14 protein-coding genes and 1 pseudogene are annotated in these 18,415 nt (G+C 75.1%); 12 read left to right on the forward strand and 3 right to left on the reverse strand.

The window, feature by feature from the left end:
* Nucleotides 1–183 (reverse strand): hypothetical protein (locus IE330_RS32950; RefSeq protein ID WP_229926096.1); only part of this gene is annotated, 183 nt, incomplete at its 3' end.
* 1,997 nt (nt 184–2,180) lie between these two features.
* Between IE330_RS32950 and IE330_RS32955 the strand changes: the two genes are divergently transcribed.
* The 4 genes from IE330_RS32955 (at nt 2,181) to IE330_RS32970 (ending at nt 6,901) form a co-directional block, all read left to right on the forward strand.
* Nucleotides 2,181–2,870: a ScbR family autoregulator-binding transcription factor gene (locus IE330_RS32955; protein ID WP_190139850.1), complete on the forward strand. Its 690-nt coding sequence runs from the start codon at nt 2,181–2,183 to the stop codon at nt 2,868–2,870.
* 1,488 nt (nt 2,871–4,358) lie between these two features.
* The gene (locus IE330_RS32960) at nt 4,359–5,591 is read left to right on the forward strand and encodes a cytochrome P450 family protein (protein WP_190139851.1); all 1,233 of its coding nucleotides are present in this window, start codon (nt 4,359–4,361) and stop codon (nt 5,589–5,591) included.
* Nucleotides 5,592–5,921: 330 nt separating this feature from the next.
* Complete coding sequence (locus IE330_RS32965; protein ID WP_190139852.1) at nt 5,922–6,194, forward strand: hypothetical protein; 273 nt, start codon at nt 5,922–5,924, stop codon at nt 6,192–6,194.
* 410 nt (nt 6,195–6,604) lie between these two features.
* Nucleotides 6,605–6,901, forward strand: a complete 297-nt coding sequence (locus IE330_RS32970) for a hypothetical protein (RefSeq protein ID WP_229926097.1) — start codon at nt 6,605–6,607, stop codon at nt 6,899–6,901.
* Between the two features lie 57 nt (nt 6,902–6,958).
* Here the strand turns inward: IE330_RS32970 and IE330_RS32975 are convergent.
* Nucleotides 6,959–7,141, reverse strand: a pseudogene (locus tag IE330_RS32975) (ATP-binding protein); the annotation flags it as partial.
* 423 nt (nt 7,142–7,564) lie between these two features.
* Between IE330_RS32975 and IE330_RS32980 the strand changes: the two are divergent.
* The 8 genes from IE330_RS32980 (at nt 7,565) to IE330_RS33010 (ending at nt 17,863) form a co-directional block, all read left to right on the forward strand.
* Nucleotides 7,565–7,795 (forward strand): acyl-CoA carboxylase epsilon subunit, encoded by a 231-nt coding sequence (locus tag IE330_RS32980; RefSeq protein ID WP_229926098.1) that lies wholly within the window; start codon nt 7,565–7,567, stop codon nt 7,793–7,795.
* A 113-nt stretch (nt 7,796–7,908) separates the two neighbouring features.
* The gene (locus IE330_RS32985) at nt 7,909–9,822 is read left to right on the forward strand and encodes an acyl-CoA carboxylase subunit beta (protein WP_229926099.1); all 1,914 of its coding nucleotides are present in this window, start codon (nt 7,909–7,911) and stop codon (nt 9,820–9,822) included.
* 416 nt (nt 9,823–10,238) lie between these two features.
* A complete protein-coding gene (locus IE330_RS39780) occupies nt 10,239–10,967 on the forward strand; it encodes a ScbR family autoregulator-binding transcription factor (RefSeq protein WP_190139853.1) in 729 nt (242 codons plus the stop codon).
* A 300-nt stretch (nt 10,968–11,267) separates the two neighbouring features.
* A complete protein-coding gene (locus IE330_RS32995; RefSeq protein ID WP_190139854.1) occupies nt 11,268–12,113 on the forward strand; it encodes an AfsR/SARP family transcriptional regulator in 846 nt (281 codons plus the stop codon).
* 792 nt (nt 12,114–12,905) lie between these two features.
* Nucleotides 12,906–13,727 (forward strand): AfsR/SARP family transcriptional regulator, encoded by an 822-nt coding sequence (locus IE330_RS33000; protein ID WP_190139855.1) that lies wholly within the window; start codon nt 12,906–12,908, stop codon nt 13,725–13,727.
* Between the two features lie 516 nt (nt 13,728–14,243).
* A complete protein-coding gene (locus IE330_RS39350; protein WP_229926100.1) occupies nt 14,244–14,750 on the forward strand; it encodes an aromatase/cyclase in 507 nt (168 codons plus the stop codon).
* 22 nt (nt 14,751–14,772) lie between these two features.
* Nucleotides 14,773–15,222 carry an SRPBCC family protein gene (locus tag IE330_RS39355; protein ID WP_229926101.1) on the forward strand — a complete coding sequence of 150 codons (450 nt, stop codon included), beginning with the start codon at nt 14,773–14,775 and terminating at the stop codon, nt 15,220–15,222.
* Nucleotides 15,223–15,550: 328 nt separating this feature from the next.
* Nucleotides 15,551–17,863: a condensation domain-containing protein gene (locus IE330_RS33010; protein ID WP_190139856.1), complete on the forward strand. Its 2,313-nt coding sequence runs from the start codon at nt 15,551–15,553 to the stop codon at nt 17,861–17,863.
* 231 nt (nt 17,864–18,094) lie between these two features.
* Here the strand turns inward: IE330_RS33010 and IE330_RS39785 are convergent, their stop codons facing one another.
* The gene (locus IE330_RS39785; RefSeq protein ID WP_268257374.1) at nt 18,095–18,229 is read right to left on the reverse strand and encodes a hypothetical protein; all 135 of its coding nucleotides are present in this window, start codon (nt 18,227–18,229) and stop codon (nt 18,095–18,097) included.
* Between the last annotated feature and the right edge of the window lie 186 nt (nt 18,230–18,415).

Raw genomic sequence — 18,415 nt, forward strand, 5'->3', positions numbered from 1 at the left:
GGCGTCGAGGGCGGCCTGGGCGGCGGCTTGGGCGGCTTGGACGGCCTGGGTGGCTTCGGCGTTGACGGCGGCCGCGGCGGCCGCGGTGCGGGCCTCGATGACTCCGACGGCCGCGACGGCCGCGGACGCGGCGGTCAGGGCCGGGGCGGGCAGCACCGGTGCGGCCGCCTGAACCGGCACCACAGCCGCCGCCGCAGCGGCCGCCGTTGCCGGGGCCGACACCACAGCCGCAGCAGCCGAAGCCGGGGCCGCCGCCGTTGCCGGGGCCGGGATCGCAGCCGCGGCCGCCGCCGGGGCCGGGGCCGGGGCTGGGGTCGGGGTCGTGGTGGCTCGTGTGCCCGGGGCCGGGGCGGGGGTTGTCTGGGGGTGTGTGCCGAAAGTGCCGGGGCCGGTGTGCGCGTGATCCTGTGTGCCGGGGCCGGTCTGTGCCGCGCGGCCGGTGGGTGCGTGGGCCGGTGCGCCGTTGCCTGCGTGCTGTAGGCCGTGGCCGGGGCCCGCGCCCCACGCGCCCTGCGCGGCCCGCCCGTCACGGCCGGTCTGCCCGTCGGGGTGGACCGGTGCGGTGGGGGCGGGTTGTGCGGTGGGGTGGGCCGGGGTGGGTTGTGCGGGGTGGGTTTGGGTGTCCGCGGCATCCTCCGCTGTGCCGGGCGCGTGGGGGTGGTGCGTGCCGCTGCCGCTGGGCGGGGCGGGGGGTGTGCCGTGGCCGGGGTTTTCGGCGGGGGCGGGTGGCTGGGGGGTGGTGGCGGGCTGCGGGGGGCCGGGAGGAACGGCCGGAACGGTCTGATCGGTGGGAACGGTCAGCAGGGTCATAGGACCTCTCCGTACGACGCCGAGTTCGAACGAGGACAGTTCGGGGACTAAAGATACGGACCCCCCGGTTTCTTGTAAAACCTTCGACGGCACCCTTTCCGGCCCCTCACGCCCCGCCCAAGTTGCCGTGCTTTACGGCGAGTTGGGGCCGGGTGCGGGCAGGTCGGGCCCGGGCGGGGGCCGGGTGGAAGGTGGCTGGAAAAAGGCCTCGCAGCGGGGGCAGGACAGGGCACTGGGCGCCCTTCAGCGCCCCGGGGAACCAGGCCGGGAGGGCCGGTGCGGCCCCCGGTGGCACCTGCGGTCGGATTCCGGCCCGCTCAGACCCCGGTGCCCGCACCGGGACAGCTCCCTGCGGCAGCGGCCACAGACCGGACCCACTGCCGCCCGGGCCCGATGAGGACACCCCCCGGGGGGGCGTCCCGAAGTGCCCCGGAGCATGCCCGAGACCGGCCCGGAGCAGGCCCGGAGCGGGTCTTGGAGCAGGCCCGGGGCGGGGCCTGGAGGTGGGGGCGGGTCCTGGGATCGGGCCGGGCCGCGGGGTGCGGAGTCGGGCCCGTGCGGGACTGCTCCAGGCCGCTGCGGGCCTGCCCCGGCCTGCCCCGGGCTGCTGCGGGCCTGCTCCGGGCTGTTTGCCGACGGGGCCCGCCCCGAGCGCCGGTCAGAACCCGGTCAAGACCCGGTCCTGCCCTGGTCAGGCCGTGGTCAGAGCCAGGTCAGGGCCTGGTGCGGGGGTGCCAGGGTGTTGCTCGGGGCCGGGCGAGGAACTGTTGCGGGCCCGTTGGGGGCCTGGTGCCCAACGGGCCGTGCACGGGTGGCGGGTGGGCCTGTGGCCGGCCCCGGGGGCGGCTTCCTTGCTCCTGTTCCCGGGCCCTTCTTCGCCTTCGCTGCGGCCCCGCTTCGTCCTGCTCCAGCGTCCTTTTCGGTCCCGGTTCGGCTCCTTGCCGGGCCGGGCTCTGGGGGCGGGGGTGGGGTGGTTCTGGGGCGGGCGGGGGTGCGGCGGGCCGGGGACGCGGGGCCCCGGGGGAAGGGCGGCGGGGGCCGGGCGGGGGTGGGTTGGGGTGGGTTGGGGGGTGCGGGTGGGGGTTGGGTTGGGGTGATCGGGGGCGTTGTCAAACCGCTTGCCTGGTTTTATTGTGGGGGTGTTCCGCTTCCGGGTGTGGTCCGGGTGGTGGTCAGGCCGTGACGGTCGTGCCGGTCGTGGTCGGGGTGGTTCGTCCCGTGGGTTGTGTGGTGTGTGGCGGGGTGGGCCGGCCCGGGCGGGGCTGGGGCGGCGGGGTCGGGGTGTGGCGCGGCCTGGGTGGTGCCGGGGGGCGGTGTTAGGCCCGTCTGGTTGTGGGCGAAGGAGGTACGGGGGTTTCGGAGGTGGGTTTGTGGCGCGGCAGGAGCGAGCGATTCGGACGCGGAAGGCGATCCTGGCGGCGGCGGCCGAGGTGTTTGACGATGTGGGGTATGAGGCTGCGACCATCTCCGAGATTTTGAAGCGCTCGGGGCTGACCAAGGGGGCGTTGTACTTTCATTTCGCTTCCAAGGAGGAGCTGGCGCAGGGGGTGCTGAACGAGCAGGTGGCTGCGTTGCCGCCGGTGCCCGCGCATGAGCTGAAGCTGCAGATGTCCATCGATGAGGCGGTGCTGCTGGCGCGGCTGCTGCAAAAGGGGACCGGGGATCCGATCGTGCAGGGCAGTATGCGTCTGACGGTCGAGCAGGGCGGCCCGAAGGACCTGCTGGACCGGCGGGTTCCGGTGGAGGGCTGGCTGGAGCACACCTCGGCGCTGTTCGAGCAGGCCAAGGCGGCCGGGGAGATCCTGCCGCATGTGGATCTGGCGCGGGTGGTGCGGGTGTTCGTGGCCGCGTTCACCGGGGTGCAGGTGCTCTCCAGCATTCTGACCGGGCGGGAGGACCTGCAGGAACGGGTGCTGGACTTCTACAGTTACCTGATGTCGGCGATCGCCAGTCCCGGGGTGCTGGCCCGCCTGGACTTCACCCTCCAGCGCGGGGAGTGGGTCTATGCCGAGGCGATGCGCCTGCACCACGAACGCGAGAACACCACCCCCGACCACTGACCCCACCCTCCGGCCGCTGACCCCGCCCCCGGCCGTCCAGCCCCCGGTCGTCCCGCCCGCCCCACCGGCCGCCTCGCCTTCCCACGGGGGGACCGGCTGCCCCGTCGCCCTGCGGGCCCTTTGCTGTCCGCCGTTTCGGGCGGCGGGCCCGGCCGGCGCCGGCGCACCGTGTCCCCGCCGGCCCCCGCACCTGGTGAGGAGCGGCGCGGGGAAGCGGGCGGGGGCCGGGAGGCGTACCTCGGGCCACTGCGGGACCCCGGGGGTGCGGGCGGGGCCCCGGGGGTGCGGGAGCGGCCCCGGATCCCGGCCGCGCCCTGCCGCACCAGTTGATGACCTGCGGGCCCTGAGAGTCCCGGCCCTGCCGCTCGACCCCGCGGCCCCGCGGTCCCGCTCGAAGAGCCCGCCCGGGGGTGGGTGCAGTTCCGGGCCGGACCCCGCGGTGACGGACCCTGTTCGGGCAGGGGCCTTAGGGGCCTGCTGCCTTTCAACTCCATAGCGCGAACAGGGGGGTGGGCGGCCCCCTCAGGGCCGGGGACCTGCAGGCCTGAGGACCTGGGGCCTGTGGGCCGGGGGCGTGCGCGGGCCGCGCCGGCCCCGCCGGGGGCCCGCAAGGCAGGGCCCGCGAGGCGGGGGCCGCGTTTCCGCGGATCCGCTTCTCCGGTTCTCCGGCGGCCGTTGCCGGCTCTCCTCCGCTCAGGGGGTGGCCGGTGGCTGGGGGGCTGTTGGTTGCACGTGTCGGCGTCTTTGGTCTTCAGGTCTTTCGCCGTCGGCGGTTTGCTGGTCTCCCGGGCGCCAGATCCGCCGGGCAGTCAGGCCGCGGATCCTGCACGCGCACCGGATCGGGAGAGAGGGGGGAGGGGGGCGGAGTGCCGGGGCCGTGCGGGTCTCGGGTCCCGCCAAGGGGGCCCGCGTGCGCACGCGAGGTCCTGCCAAGCCGTACCGAGGGATGAACTGCCCAGGCTTTGGGGCCCGTAGGACCCCTTGGTTCGTGGATGTCGTGGTCTGCGCTCTTCACGGTCTTCGGGCCTGCAGGAGCCAGAGGCCAGAGGCCAGGAGCCAGAGGCCAGAGGATGGGGGCGTAGAGGGGGAGTGGCGGTGGTCTCGTACGGTCCGCGGTCTGCGGCCGGTGGCGCGGTGGTGCCGACGGCCCCGGGGCGGGACAGGCGCGGCTTGCCCGCCGCCTGCCCCCTCCCGGGGGCGGGTTGTGTCCGGCGCGCTCCTTTTGTGGTTCGCCGGTCGTGTGTACGGCGGCCGGTTGTGTACGAGGGCGGGTCTTGTGGGTGTGCCGGTGGGCGGGTTCGCCGGGTTCGCCCGGGGTGCGGCGGCTCGCCGGGCGTGCCGGGTCTGTGAGGGTCTGGCGGATCTGGTGGCTGCCGGGTCTGCGGGACCGGCCGGGCTTGTTGGGCTTGTCGGGCTTGTCGGGCTTGGTGGGCTTGCTGGTGGGTGTGTGAGTAAGGGTAGGTACTGCCGAGCGGACGGAGTGCGCTGATGGAGCTGACTGCTTGCCCGTATGCGTTGGATGTGCGGGGGCGTCATCATGCCGGCCAGGCGGAGTGGCTGGGGCGGCAGGGGCCGGCGGTGCCGGTGGAGTTGCCGGGGGGTGTGCCGGCGTGGGCGGTGGTGAAGGCCGAGTATGTCAAGCGGTTGCTGATGGATCCGCGGGTGTCGCGGGATCCGCGGCGGCACTGGCCGGCGTTCATCGAGGGCCGGATCACGCCGCGGTGGCCGTTGTACACCTGGGTGCACAACGAGAACATGCTGACCGCCTACGGTACGGAGCACCGCCGGCTGCGGCGGCTGGCGGCGGGGGCGTTCACCGCGCGGCGCACGGCGGCGATGCGGCCCAGGGTGCAGCGGTGTGCGGGGCTGTTGCTGGAGCAGTTGGCGGGTGCGGGGCCGGGGCAGGTGGTGGATCTGCGGGCGGGGTATGCGGATCTGCTGCCGACGCGGATCATCTGTGAGCTGTTCGGGGTGGCCGAGGAGGACCGGGACGAGTTGTGCGCCAGGGTGCACACGGTCTTTGACACCACCGCCGGTGCCCAGGAGATGGCCGCCGCCAATGAGCGGGCCTTTGAGATGATGGCGCAGTTGGTGGCGGCCAAGCGGCGCCGGCCCGGGGATGACCTGACCAGTTCGCTGATCGAGGTCCGTGACCGCGGTGAGCAGTTGAGCGAGCCGGAGCTGCTGGGCACGCTGTATCTGCTGATCGCGGCCGGGCACGACACCGCGGCCACGCTCATCGTCAACGCCGCGGCCGCGCTGCTGGCCGATCCCGCCCAGCTCGCGCATGTGCGTGCCGGGCGGGCCGGGTGGGGGGATGTGGTGGCCGAGACGATGCGGCTGCGCAATCCGGCGGCGTATCCGCCGCTGCGGTTCGCGGTGGAGGACATCGATCTGGACGGGGTCACGATCCGCAAGGGTGATGCGCTGCTGGTGTCCTTCGCCGCGGCCGGGCTGGACACCGAGCGGGTGGGCCACGACGCGGCCGTCTTCGACGTGCTGCGCGCCGACCGGGGTGATGAGCTGGGCTTCGGCTACGGGGTGCACCGCTGTCTGGGGGCGCCGCTGGCCCAGATGGAGGGGGAGATCGCCCTGGAGGGGCTGTTCGAGCGCTTCCCCGACATCGTGCTGGCCCAGCCGGTGGAGAGCCTGGCCCCGGTGGAGTCCTTCATCATCAACGGCTACGACGCCCTGCCCGTCATCCTGCACCCCCAGCCCTGACCCCCGCACTCCCCGCGCCCCCCGCCCGGCCGGCCAGGCAAGAGGCCCCGGGGGGCACCCCCCGGCCGCGCCCCGGCAGGGGGCCCAAAGCCCTGCGGCCCGCCCGGCCGCAGGGCTTCACCACGCCCCGGCCACACCACGCCCATCCGCGGCCCGGCCGCAGACCCCACTCCCGGCCCCGGCCGGTCTCCGGCCTCAACCTCGCCCCCGGCCCGACTCCCGGGCCCTGCTCCGGCTCTCTGCCCGGGCCCGGCGCGACTTCGGGCTTGGCCTCGGCCCGGCCCCAGCCACGGCCCCGGCTCCCTGTTCGAGCAGGGACCCACGGCCACGGTGCGCGAGGTCACCGAACTCGGCTCCAGCGTGGCGTTGTCGGCCGGAGAGCTGATATCGACCGCCGCGGACATCAACACCTTCATGACCCAACTGCTGGCGGGCGTGCCCGTCGACGGCGGCCAGGGCCACGGCGGCCTGCTGCCGGGCTCGGCCACCCGCACGGTGGTCTCCGCCCGCGGGGAGCGGGTACTGGCCTTGAACTCCAACGGCGGCTGGGGCGAACAAGCCCTGGAGGACACCGCGGTACGCACCCAGTTCTGCCACCACTGACACCCACCCCATCCCCCAAGACCCCGGCCACGCCCGGGCCGCCCCCCCCGGGGGACCCTCCGGGCCACCACCCCGCCGCACCGCCGCCGGCCCGGGTCACCCGGCCCGCACAAGCGGCAGCACCCCCCGGCCGCGCCCCAAGGCCACCGCGGCGGCGGACGGACCCCAGAAGGCAGCAGGGGTGCCAGAAGTACCGGGCACACCGGAGCCACCGGGGGTGGTGGGGGTGCGGGGAGGTGTCCAGGCGTGGCTTCGTTCACTTCAGGCAGCAGCGTTTGTTCAGCAGTCTGGGAGGCAGTTGGTGATCCACTGGCTCGCTGTTGCTCACGAGAAAAATGAAGGCAGTCTGATGTCCGAGTGTCCGGGATGATCGGGGAGGAGTTCGGATCTGCGAGGGAAGGAACACCGCGATGGCGATCACAGGGCTGAGCCCGGAGAGGACGGCCCGCCTTGAAGCGCTTGTCGACGAGTGCCGGCCGCTGTTGGCCGGGGACGGCGGGATGGCTGCCGTGCAGCGGCTGCTGAGTGAGCGGCGGGTTGAGGTGCTTGATGCGGTGGTGATCACGCGTGAACTGCTGGGGGCGGGTCCGACGTCGCTCGTGGAGGCGAAGACCATCGTTTTGACGAGCCCGGGTAGAGGGCGTGAGCTGAGGGTGCATGAGCAGTTCATGGACGGTTTGGAGCAGAACGGTGCCCTCGGCCAGTGACAACCGGCTGGTCGGCGTCCCGCCACCCGTGAAGGGTGGCGAGTTGAAAGAAGGCTGTCAGACGGCCTTGGCTGGTTGTTCGGCCCGGGCCCGAGTGGAGGCAAGCCGGTAGGAGTCGGTGCCGGTCTCGATGATCGTGCCGTTGAAGGTCAGGCGGTCCACGATGGCCGCGCAGAGGCGGGGGTCGGTGAACGTCTTCGTCCACCCGCCGAAGGACTTGTTGGAGGCGATGGCGACGGCGCCGACGGCCGCGGCGGCCGCGGCTTGCGCGGCTCCGGCCAGGCCGAGTCCAGAGCCTTGCGGACCGTCCGCCAGGCGACGTTGTACTTGCGCTCCAGCTCCCGCATCGTCATGCCGGCCCGGTGGTCCCGCCGGATCGCCGCGTACAGCTCGACCTTCGACATCTGCGGCATGACCAGGACCTTTCACCGGGAACACGCCGATGCTGTCCTGGCAAGTACCTCGGTGCTGACGAAACTCGTGAACATCACCCGACCGTGGATCTGGGCGCCTCCCAAACCCGTGTACAACCGCCGTCACGACTCGTGAATAAGGCCACAGGCGTCCTGGCCGGGGGCCGGAGTTGATCGCGAGGCGGGCCCGAGCGGTTTTCGAGTACGCCGGTGGACGGTGGCGGGGGTGAGACAGGCGGAGGTGGGACACGTGCCGGACGAGGCCGCTTTGATCCAGGTCACGCGGGGCCGGGCGACGCAGGAGGAGCTGGCCGCGGTGGTGGTCACGCTCCTGTCGCTGCTCTCGGCGCAGGAGCGGGGCCCAAAACCGGACAACGGCGCGCCGGCCGCGGGCACGGGCCACGGCTGGGCCGCGGGCGCCTACCAGGCTCCTGAGAGCTGGACGGCGGCCGGCCCGCTGCCCCGACGGCAGGGATGGTGACCGGCCATCTCCCCATCTCAAACACACAAACCGCACAGGCGGTTTGTTAGTATGTGGAGGTGGCACCCAGGTGGCCGTGCCTCCCTTGGCAACTCGCAGGAAAGGGGACCGTCATGACGACGGTGTTGGAGCCCGCCGCAACCGCCGCGCAAACCGCACCCGCCCAGGACGCACCGGAGACCCCCGAGACCCCCGAGACCCCGGAGGCCCCGGAAGTCGCGGAAGTCGCGGAGGCCCCCGAGGTCGCGGAGGTCGCGGAGGTTCCGGAGGCCGCGGAGGCAGCGGAGGAGGTCCGGCGGGTCCCGGCCGCCGGGCCCGCCCCGGCCGCCGGACCCGCACCGGCCCCGCAGGCCCTGCCGGACCGGCAGACCCCGCAGACCCCGCAGCCCCAGGACACCCCACAGCCCCAGGCCGCCCCGGAGCTTCGGGAGGCCCGTGAGCCCCGGGAGGCCGGGGCGGTCCGGGGGGTTGGGGCGGGGGATGCGCGGGGGCGGGTGGCGGAGCTGGCGGCGGTGCGGGCGCTGGCGCTGGACGGGCCGGGGCGGCGGGCGACGGCCGCGCAGCACGCGCGGGGCAAGCTGACGGCCCGGGAGCGGATCGCGCTGCTGCTGGACGAGGGCTCCTTCCGGGAGGTGGAGCAGTTGCGCCGGCACCGGGCGGTGGGGTTCGGGCTGGAGGACAAGCGGCCCTACACCGACGGGGTGGTCACCGGCTGGGGCACGGTGGAGGGCCGCACGGTCTTCGTGTACGCGCACGACTTCCGCATCTTCGGCGGGGCGCTGGGCGAGGCGCACGCGGCGAAGATCCACAAGGTGATGGACATGGCGCTGGCGGCCGGGGCGCCGCTGGTGTCGCTCAACGACGGGGCCGGGGCGCGGATCCAGGAGGGGGTCCTGGCGCTGGCCGGCTACGGCGGGATCTTCCGGCGCAACACCCGCGCCTCGGGGGTGATCCCGCAGATCTCGGTGATGCTGGGCCCGTGCGCGGGCGGCGCGGCCTACAGCCCGGCGCTGAGCGACTTCGTGTTCATGGTGCGCGAGAGCGCGCAGATGTTCATCACCGGCCCCGACGTGGTGCGCGCGGTCACCGGCGAGGAGATCTCGCACAACGGCCTGGGCGGCGCGGACGTGCACGCCGAGACCTCCGGGGTGTGCCACTTCGCCTACGACGACGAGGAGACCTGCCTGGCCGAGGTGCGCTACCTGCTGTCCCTGCTGCCGGCCAACAACCGCACCCCGCCCCCGGCGGCGGTGTGCACCGACCCCGCCGACCGCGCCGCCCCGCGCCTGGTGGACCTGGTGCCGGCCGACACCAGCCGCCCCTACGACATGGCCGCCGTGATCGCCGAGATCGTCGACGACGGCGAGGTGCTGGAGGTCCACGAGCGCTTCGCGACCAACATCATCTGCGCGCTGGCCCGCCTGGACGGCCAGGTGGTGGGCATCGTCGCCAACCAGCCCCAGGTCCTTGCCGGGGTGCTGGACATCGAGGCCTCGGAGAAGGCCGCCCGCTTCGTGCAGATGTGCGACGCCTTCCACATCCCCCTGCTGACCCTGCTGGACGTGCCCGGCTTCCTGCCCGGCGTCGACCAGGAGCACGGCGGCATCATCCGCCACGGCGCCAAGCTGCTGTACGCGTACTGCAACGCCACCGTGCCGCGCATCTCGCTCATCCTGCGCAAGGCCTACGGCGGCGCCTACATCGTCATGGACAGCCAGTCCATCGGCGCCGACCTCACCTACGCCTGGCCCACCAACGAGATCGCGGTGATGGGCGCCGAGGGCGCCGCCAACGTCGTCTTCCGCCGCCAGATCGCCGCCGCCGCCGACCCCGAGGCCACCCGCGAGCGCCTGATCGAGGAGTACCGCCAGGCCCTGATGCACCCCTACTACGCCGCCGAACGCGGCCTGGTCGACGACGTCATCGACCCCGCCCGCACCCGCGAGGTCCTCATCGGCGCCCTGGCCATGCTGCGCAGCAAACACACCGACCTGCCCGCCCGCAAACACGGCAACCCGCCCCAGTAACCCCGCCCCCGGCACCCGCCCCCCCCGGCCCCCGGCCCCGACCACCCCCTCCACCCGCTCCGCCCGAACTGCCCCAGCCACCCGCGCCACCCGCGCCACCCGCGCGGTCCGTGCGGTCCGTGCCCGGCCTGTGGCCCGTGCGGCCCCGCACCCCCGCGCCCGTCCAAAGTGCCCCCCGGCGCACCGGCGGCACCACCCACCCGGCCCACCCGGCCCACCGGGCCCACCGGGCGGGCCGGGTCCGGCGGGCAGGTCCCGGGGGCCGCCGGAGGCCGGAAAGGCCAGGGGGAGCGGGGGAAACCAGGAGAAGCGGGAGAACCGGGGGACAGGGGGGAACCGGCCTGCCGCCTCGCACCCTCCCAGGCGGTGCACGACATCCGCCTTCGGGACAAGCCCCCACGACCAGGAGAACCACCATGGTGCAGCAAGCGCGCGCCGCGCGCACCCGCCAGCTGCTGATGCGGGCGGCCGCCCAGACCTTCGCCGAAGAAGGCTTCCAGGCGGCCTCCTTGAGCACCATCAGCCGCCGCGCCCAGGTCAGCAGCGGCGCCCTGCACTTCCACTTCGAGAGCAAACACGTCCTGGCCCAGGCCGTGGAAGAAGTCGCCGCCGACGCCCTGGCCCGCATCACCCGCCAGGCCGGCCGCGCCCCGGTCAGCCGCCTGCAGCGCCTGGTCGACGCCACCCACCAGCTCATGAGCGCCCTGGAGGAGGACGTGGTGGTACGCGCCGGCTTCGAACTGGCCGGCACCACCCCGCGCCGCGGCGAAGCGGTGGACCTGCGCGGCCGCTGGCAGTGCTGGGTGGAGGACCTGCTGCACGCCGCCGCCGCGGACGGCGAACTGGCCCCCGACGTGGCCCCCACCGAGGCCTCCATGGCCGTCCTGGCCGCCACCGTCGGCTTCGAGGTCCTCGGCAGCGCCAACCCCAAATGGGTCTCGCGCACCACCGTCAACCACTACTGGGAACTCATGCTGCCCCGCCTGGCCCCCCCGCACGCCCTGCCCGCCCTCACCCCCTACGGCACCACCCGCACCACCCCCCACCCGGACACCACCCCCCACCCGGGCGCCGACCCCCACCCGGACACCGCGGCCGGCTCCGGCCCGGAGGCCGGGCCCTGCCGCTGCCGGGAAACCGACTGAAGCCGCTGTTCTGTCCGCCCGTCCGGCGCCCCGCCCGCGCCGTCACCGGCAGGCCCGGACGGCGCCCCGGCCTGCCCCCGAACACCAGGCCGGACGCGGCCGGTTCGGGCCGCGCGGGCCGCACGGCGGCGCAGGGCGGCGCCGGAGGCGGCGGGGGCGCCGGGGCGGGGCACCGGGGGCCCGGACAAGATTTAGAAACCATCCATGCGGTTTCATATTGACAAACCGCGTGGACTGTTTTTGAATTCTGGTGAGAGACCGCCCCGCGGGCGGCGGCATCCACGGGACAGGGGAGACGCTGTGGACATCAACGTACTCGGCGCGCTGGCGATTTCGGAGCACGGAGTGTCCGTCACGCCCACCGCTCCCAAGCCCCGCCAGGTGCTGGCACTGCTGGCGCTGCACGCCGACCGCGTGGTCCCGCTGTCCGCCCTGACCGAGGAGCTGTGGGGCACCACCCCGCCGCGCAGCGCCCGGACCACGCTGCAGACCTACGTCCTGCAGTTGCGCGAGCTCATCGCCCGGGCCCTGCGCCAGGGCCCCGACGGCGCCCCGGTGCGGCCGCAAGGGCGGTGTTCGGCCAAGGACGTGCTGGTGACCACCCCGGGCGGGTATCTGCTCGCCGGCGGGCAGGGGCGCCACGACGTCAAGGAGTTCGAGCACCTGGCGGGCACCGGCTACCGGGCCATGGACGCCGGGGACTTCCCCGGCGCCGCCCGCCGGCTGCGTGAGGCGCTGGGTCTGTGGAGCGGGGACGCGCTGGCCGATGTCCCGGCCGGCAGCCAGCTCACGGTGGAGATCAAGCGGCTCAACGAAAGCCGCCTGTGCGCCCTGGACCAGCGCATCGAGGCCGACTTGCGCCTGGGACGCCACCGCGAACTGCTCGCCGAGCTGACCGTCCTGGTCAACCGCCACCGCACCCATGAGAACCTGCACGCCCAGTTCATGCTGGCGCTGCACCGCTCGGGCCGGCGCGGCGAGGCCCTGGACGTCTACCAGAAGCTGCGCGCCACGCTGGTGCGCGAGCTCGGCCTGGAGCCGTCGGTGGCCCTGCGGCGCCTGCAGCACTCCATCTTGCTGGCCAGCCCCGAATCCACCGCCCCCGCCGCCGGCCCCGCCCCCGAGCGCCTGGTCCCGGCCGGCTGACCCCACCCCCGGCCCTCCCGTTCCGGCGCCTCCGGCCCGGCCGGGCCCGGGCCCCGCGCCCGCCGGGGCGGACACGGCCCGCGGCCCCAAAGCACAAGCAGCCCCCGAACGCCTCCAGCCCAGACGGAACGCCTCCAGCCCAGACGGAACGCCTCCAGCCCGGACCGAACGCCCTCAGCCCGGGCCGCTCGCCGCCCGGCGCACCGGCGGGCGTGGTATGAGCGGCGGGGACGGGAGCACGGGGGCGGGGGAGGGGCCGGCGGCACCTGCCGGCGCGGCCGGTCCACCACCGCCCGGCCGCCGGTGGCACCACCCCGGCGGCCGGGGGACAACTGCACAGCCCGCCAAGCCACCGGCCCCCGGCCCGCCCCGCGTGCCCTTCGGGAGCAGGCCGCGCGGGCCCCCGGCCGCCGGAGCACCCCTGGCCCCCGGCCCCCGGCCCCCGCCCGCCGGGCAGGAGCCCCCGCCCGGCGGGCAGGAGCCTTCGCTAGCCGGGGGCGGAAGCGGGAAACGGAAGCGGCAGGAAAAAGAGAAGAGTGACGGGCGGCGTCCTTTCGCAAAGGGACGCACCCACCGGGATTTTGCAAAAAGAAACATGTGCGGGTCGGTGGCGTGTGCTTTCGCCGCCCTTCGGCGGCTGCGGGTGCGGCGCAAGGAAGGAAAAAAGCACGGACCGGAAGCCGTCTTGAGGGCTGCTTGAGAAGAACGGGGATGCCGCACAACGGCCGTTAATGTGCTCGCGATGACGGCATCAGCCACTGAAGAGAACCCGACGGAGTGCGGAGGAAACCCGTGGAGATACAGGTTCTGGGTCCGTTGAGTGCCAACGTCAACGGGGGATCGATCGTCCCGACGGCGGGCAAGCCGCGGCAGATACTGTCCCTGCTGGCCCTCTCGCCGGGCCGGCTGGTGCCCGTGCCCATCCTGATGGAGGAGATCTGGGGCATGCAGCCGCCCCAGAGCGCGCTGACCACCTTACAGACCTACATCCTGCAGTTGCGCCGGCGCCTGGGCACCGCGATGGGCCCCGACGCCCCCGGCAGCGCCAAGGACGTGCTGGCCACCCGCCACGGCGGCTACCTGATGCAGATACCGGCCCAGAGCGTGGACGTCTACCACTACGAACACCTGGTCATCCAGGGCCGCGGCGCCTTCGAGGCCGGTGACGACGCGGCCTCGGCCGACCACTTCCGCCGGGCGCTGGCCCTGTGGCGCGGGCCCACCCTGGTGGACGTCACCACCGGCCCGATCCTGGAGATCGAGGTGATGCGCCTGGAGGAGAGCCGCCTGGGCACCCTGGAACGGCGCATCGACGCCGACCTGCGCCTTGGCCGGCACTCCGAACTCATCGCCGAGCTGACCGAACTGACCGCCCGCTACCCCCAGCACGAGGGCCTGCACTCCCAGGCCATGGTGGCGCTGTACCGCTCGGGCCGGCAGGCCTCGGCCCTGGACATCTACCGCCGCCTACGCGCCCGTCTGATCGACGAGCTCGGCGTGGAGCCCTCGCCGCAGGTGCAGCGCCTGCACCAGGCCATGCTCGCCGTCGACCCCCAACTCGACGTCCTCGCCAGCTCCCGGCGCAGCTCCACCTTCGACCTCTACGCCGCCTGACCCCCACCCCCCCGCACCGCCGACCGGCCACCCGACCAGCCACCACCCACCCACCCGACCGACCGGCCACCACCCACCCACCCGACCGGCCACCACCCGCCAGCCTTCTTCCCCAACCCCGTGCCGGACCCTCCGCAGGACACCGCGCCTCCGCAGGAGACCGCGCCGCCCGCATCACCCGTACCGCTCGTACCGCCCGCATCGCCCGTACCGGCGCCGGAACATGCGCACCAGCCCGTGGTGTGCCGGCCCCGGTGTGCGAGCCGGTGGTGTGCGAGGCGGTGGTGCTCGAGGCGGACTCGAGAGGTTCTCAGGCCCGCGTCGAGCCGTGTGCGCAACCGTTGAGTGACCGCTAAACGCATGACGTATGTGTGTGGATGACGACCAACACGACTGCTGCCGCCCGGGCAGACAAGCCCCCCTTGCGCCGCACACGGCAGCCGGGCGGCACGGTCCCAAGAGAAGGTGGTGCCGGTGTCGGGCGAGCGTGTTCACCGGATATCGCACGCAATCGACGTGGCCGCGCCCGCGGGTGTGGTCTACGCGCTGGTCGCCGACCCGGTGCGGTGGCCGCTGTACTTCCCCGCGAACGTGCACGTGGAGCAGCTCGACTACGACGGCACCCAGGAGCGGCTGCGCATGTGGGTGATCGCCGACGGGCAGGTCAAGTCCTGGATCTCCAGCCGGGTGCAGGACGCCGCCCGCCGCACCGTCACCTACCGCCAGGACCTGCTGATGGAGCCGGCCGCCTCGATGGGCGGCACCTGGACCATCACCGAAGCCGGCCCCCGGCGCTGCCGGCTGCGGGTGGAGCACGCCTTCAGCGCGGTCGGGGACCGCCCCGAGGACGTGGCCTGGCTCACCCGCGCCACCCTGGCCAACGCCCGCGCCGATCTGGAGAGTCTGGGCGCGGTGGCCCGGCGCTTTGGCCGCCTGGACGCCCTGACGCTGTCCTTCGAGGAGTCCTTGCGGGTCAACGGCCCCCCCCGAACTCCTCTACAGCTTCCTCTACGAGGCCGGTGACTGGAGCAGTCACCTGCCGCACGTGGCCGGGGCGCGGGTGGAGGAGCCCCAGGCCGGCATCCAGAAGGTCACCCTGCGGGTGCACCGGCCCGCCGCCCCTGCCCGCACGGTGCGCTCGGTACGGGTGTGCTTCCCCCACGCCCAGCGCATCGTGTTCAAGGAACTTCAGCCCCGCGGGCTGCTGGCCGCGCACCGCGGGGAGTTCTCGGTGGTGCCCGATCCCGGCGGCGTCACCCTCAGCGCCCAGCACCACGTCGTCCTGCGCGAGGAGGCCCTGCCCGGCGCCGCCGGCCCGGCCCGGCTGCGCAGCACCGACGTCCCCCACAGCGCCCGCGCCGCCCGGCGCGAGCAGGAGGCGCTCACCCAGGTACGCCGCCAGGTCCGCGAGGAACTGGGCCGCGACAGCCGCAGCGTGCTGCAAGCGGCCCGCGCCCACGCCGAGTCGGCCATGGCCCACGCCCTGCCCCGCTGACCCGCCCCGCTCCGGGCCGGCCGCCGGGAAAGGGGGCCGCCCCCGCGCCGGCGGCAGGCGCCCCCACCCCGCCCCGCTGCCCCGCCCCCGCCCCTGGAGGGGGTGGTGAGGGCGTGTCAGGGCGGCGTCAGCGCCGTGTGGGGAAGCGCACGATACTCGACCTCTGCGCCGGCAACAGCCGCCCCGCCTGGGCGGGGCGGCCCGCAAGGGCACGGCAGCCGCAGCGCCGGCAGCCGGCCAGGCCATGGGAGAGGAGGACGGGGCCGGCACCACCGGGCCGCCGCGAGACCGCGGCGGCAGGCGATGGGCCACGCGCCCCGCAGAGCCGATGAGCGACAACCGCACCGCGGCGCACCGGCCGCTGACCGCCGTACTGCACCCCGGCACCCCCGACGGCACCCCTGACAGCACCCCTGACGGCACCCCTGACGGCACCCCTGAGGGCACCCCTGAGGGCACTCCTGACGGCGCCTCCGCCGGTGGCCGCGCGGGTGGTGCGGACGGTGTCCGCGCGGGCCGGGGCCGGGGCGGCGAGCCGACCTTGGACCTGCACGGCCTGCTCGACCCGGTGCTGCTGGAGGCCGCCCTGGCCCACCTGGCCACCGGCCCCGCCGCAGCCCGCACCCGCCCCCGCATCCGCCGCCACGGCCCCGCCCACCACACCCTGTACCTGGAAGGCGGCTACCCGCTGGGCGCCCTGGCCGACCTGCTCAGCACCCCCCACCCCCAGCCCGGCCCCGAGCAGGCGAGCTGGCCGCACCTGCCCCACTACAGCGAGCCCACCGCCCTGCAGCAGCACCTGCTCGCCGACATCGCCGCCCACCCCCACCACCAGGTCGCCCAGCTCACCTGGCGCTGGCACGGCCCCCTGGACACCGCCCGCTTCACCGCCGCCTGGCAGGCCGTCTTCGACCGCGAGAGCGTGCTGCGCACCGCCATCACCCCCGGCCCCGGCCCCGGCCCGCGCCTGGCCGTGCACGCCCACGCCCGCCCCACCATCCAGCGCCACCCCCCCACCGCCTTCACCCGCCAGGCGCTGGCCGACCACGAACGCCGCCACGGCTTCGACCCCACCCGCCCCGGCCTGCTGCGCGTCGCCCTGCTCGACGGCGCCCCCCAGCCGCCGGCCGCCGGCCACGGCCCCAGCGCCCCCACCGAGGTCCTGCTGACCTACCACCGCGCCCTGCTGGACGCCTGGAGCGTGCGCGTGCTGCTGCGCGCCTTCTACCGCGCCTACCTCACCGGCACCCTGCCCGGCGGCGAACGCCGCCCCGACCTGCGCGACTACCAGCGCTGGCTGGCCGGACAGGACACCCGCGCCGCACAGGATCTGTGGAGCACCCGCACCCGCTGCGCGCCGCCGGCCCCCGCCCCGCCGCCGCCCGCCCCCACGCGGCCCGCCCCGCCCGCCGCCCGCGGACCTCGCGCCGCGCGCCCCGGCCGCCCGGCCGCCCGCCCGGCGCCCGGGCCGGCCCGCCAGCGCACCGGCCGCACCCGCGCCCGCCTCACCCGCGCCGAAGCCGCCCGCCTGACCACCTGGGCGGCCCGCCAGGGCGTGGGCGACAGCACCGTGCTGCACGCGGTGTGGGCCATGCTGCTGCACCACATCCACCACCCGGGCCGCCGCGGCCACATCCGCTTCAGCGTCACCCACCCCGGCCGCACCATCGCCCTGGAGGACATCACCCGCATCCCCGGCCCCTTCACCACCGCCCTGCCGGTGAGCGTGGACGTGGACCCCGCCACCACCGTGCGCGCCCTGCTGCACCAGCTACGCGACCAGCACCTGGACACCGCCGCCTACGAATGGCTCAGCCCCGCCCAGATCCAGCAGTGGACCCGCCAGCCCGCCCCCGCCACCGTGCTCAGCTTCGAGCCCCAGCAGCGCCCCGGCGAGGACCTCGCCGCCCGCCTGGCCGCCCAGGGCATCCGCGTGGAGGACCCCGAAGCCACCGCCGAACCCACCGCCCACCCCCTGAGCGTGCTGGCCCGCCACGACCACCTGGGCTGTCTGGTCCTCACCGCCGCCCACGACCGCCGCCACCTGCACGACGACCAGGTGGCCGCCCTGCTCGCCCACACCGCCCGCCTGCTGCGCCACCTGCCCCTGACCGCCACCAGGACCACCACCGTCACCCAGGTCCTTTCCCACCTGACCCCCACCCCCCGCACCCCCGCCCCCCACGCCCCGCGCGCCACCGGCTGCCTGCCGCGCCTGGCCCCCGCCCCCGCCCCCGCCCCCCGCCTGGAACTCCTGCGCCCCGCCCGCCACCCCCGCGCCGGCACCCTGTGCCTGATCACCACCCCCGGCACCCCCCACCACTGCCACACCGGCCTGCCGCACCACTACAGCGGACCTGAGGCCCTCACCGCCCTGCACCCGGGCACCGCCACCCTCACCCAGTGCCTGCACGCCCTGCGCGCCCACACCGGCGAGCACACCGAACTGGCCCTGGCCGCCTACTTCGGCGCCGGCGCCCTCGCCTACGACCTGGCCCGCCACCTGCACACCCCCGCCCGCCGCCCGCTGGTCGTCCTGGGCGCCGGCTGCCGGCCCGGCACCGAACGCCCCTGCCGGCAGGCCGTCGCCGACCTGGCCCAGGCCCTGAGCGCCGCCCTGGCCGCCCGCCCGCCCGCCTGACCCCCCGACCCCCCGCAGGCCCTCCGGCCGGGCCCCGCCCCGGTGATCCTCCAGCAGGTCTGTGGCGCACTGTGCCAGCCTGGTGTGCGACAGGGCCCGGGCGGGCCGCCCCCGTGCCGGCCCGCCCTGCACCGCGGCGGCCGGGCCGGGGGCGTCTCCCGTCCCCCGGCCCGGCCGCCGCACACCGCGCCAACCCCCCGGGCCGTACGTCCGAAGGGGCGGGCCAGGGGGTCAGGGAGCCGACAGCGGTGTGCCCGCGCCCGCGGTCAGCGCCTCGAAACGGCGCAGCAACTGACGCTGCTGCAGCCGCAGGGCCTCGATCCGCCGGTGCAGGCGGTCGATCTCCGTGCCCAGCGCCAGCACCACCTCCCCCGCCCCCGCCCCCGCCGCCGTCTCCGCGCCTGCCGCCGTCTCCGTGCCGGCACCGGCCCGCGGCCCCGCCCCGGCAGCAACCTGCGCCCAAGCCCCCGCAGCGGCCGGCCCCCCGCCACCCCCCGCACCCAACCCGCCCAACCCGCCGGGCCCGCCGGGTGCTCCGGGCCCGCCGTGGCC

It is taken from the genome of Streptomyces longispororuber (assembly GCF_014656095.1).
GTDB classification, from domain to species: Bacteria; Actinomycetota; Actinomycetes; order Streptomycetales; family Streptomycetaceae; genus Streptomyces; species Streptomyces longispororuber.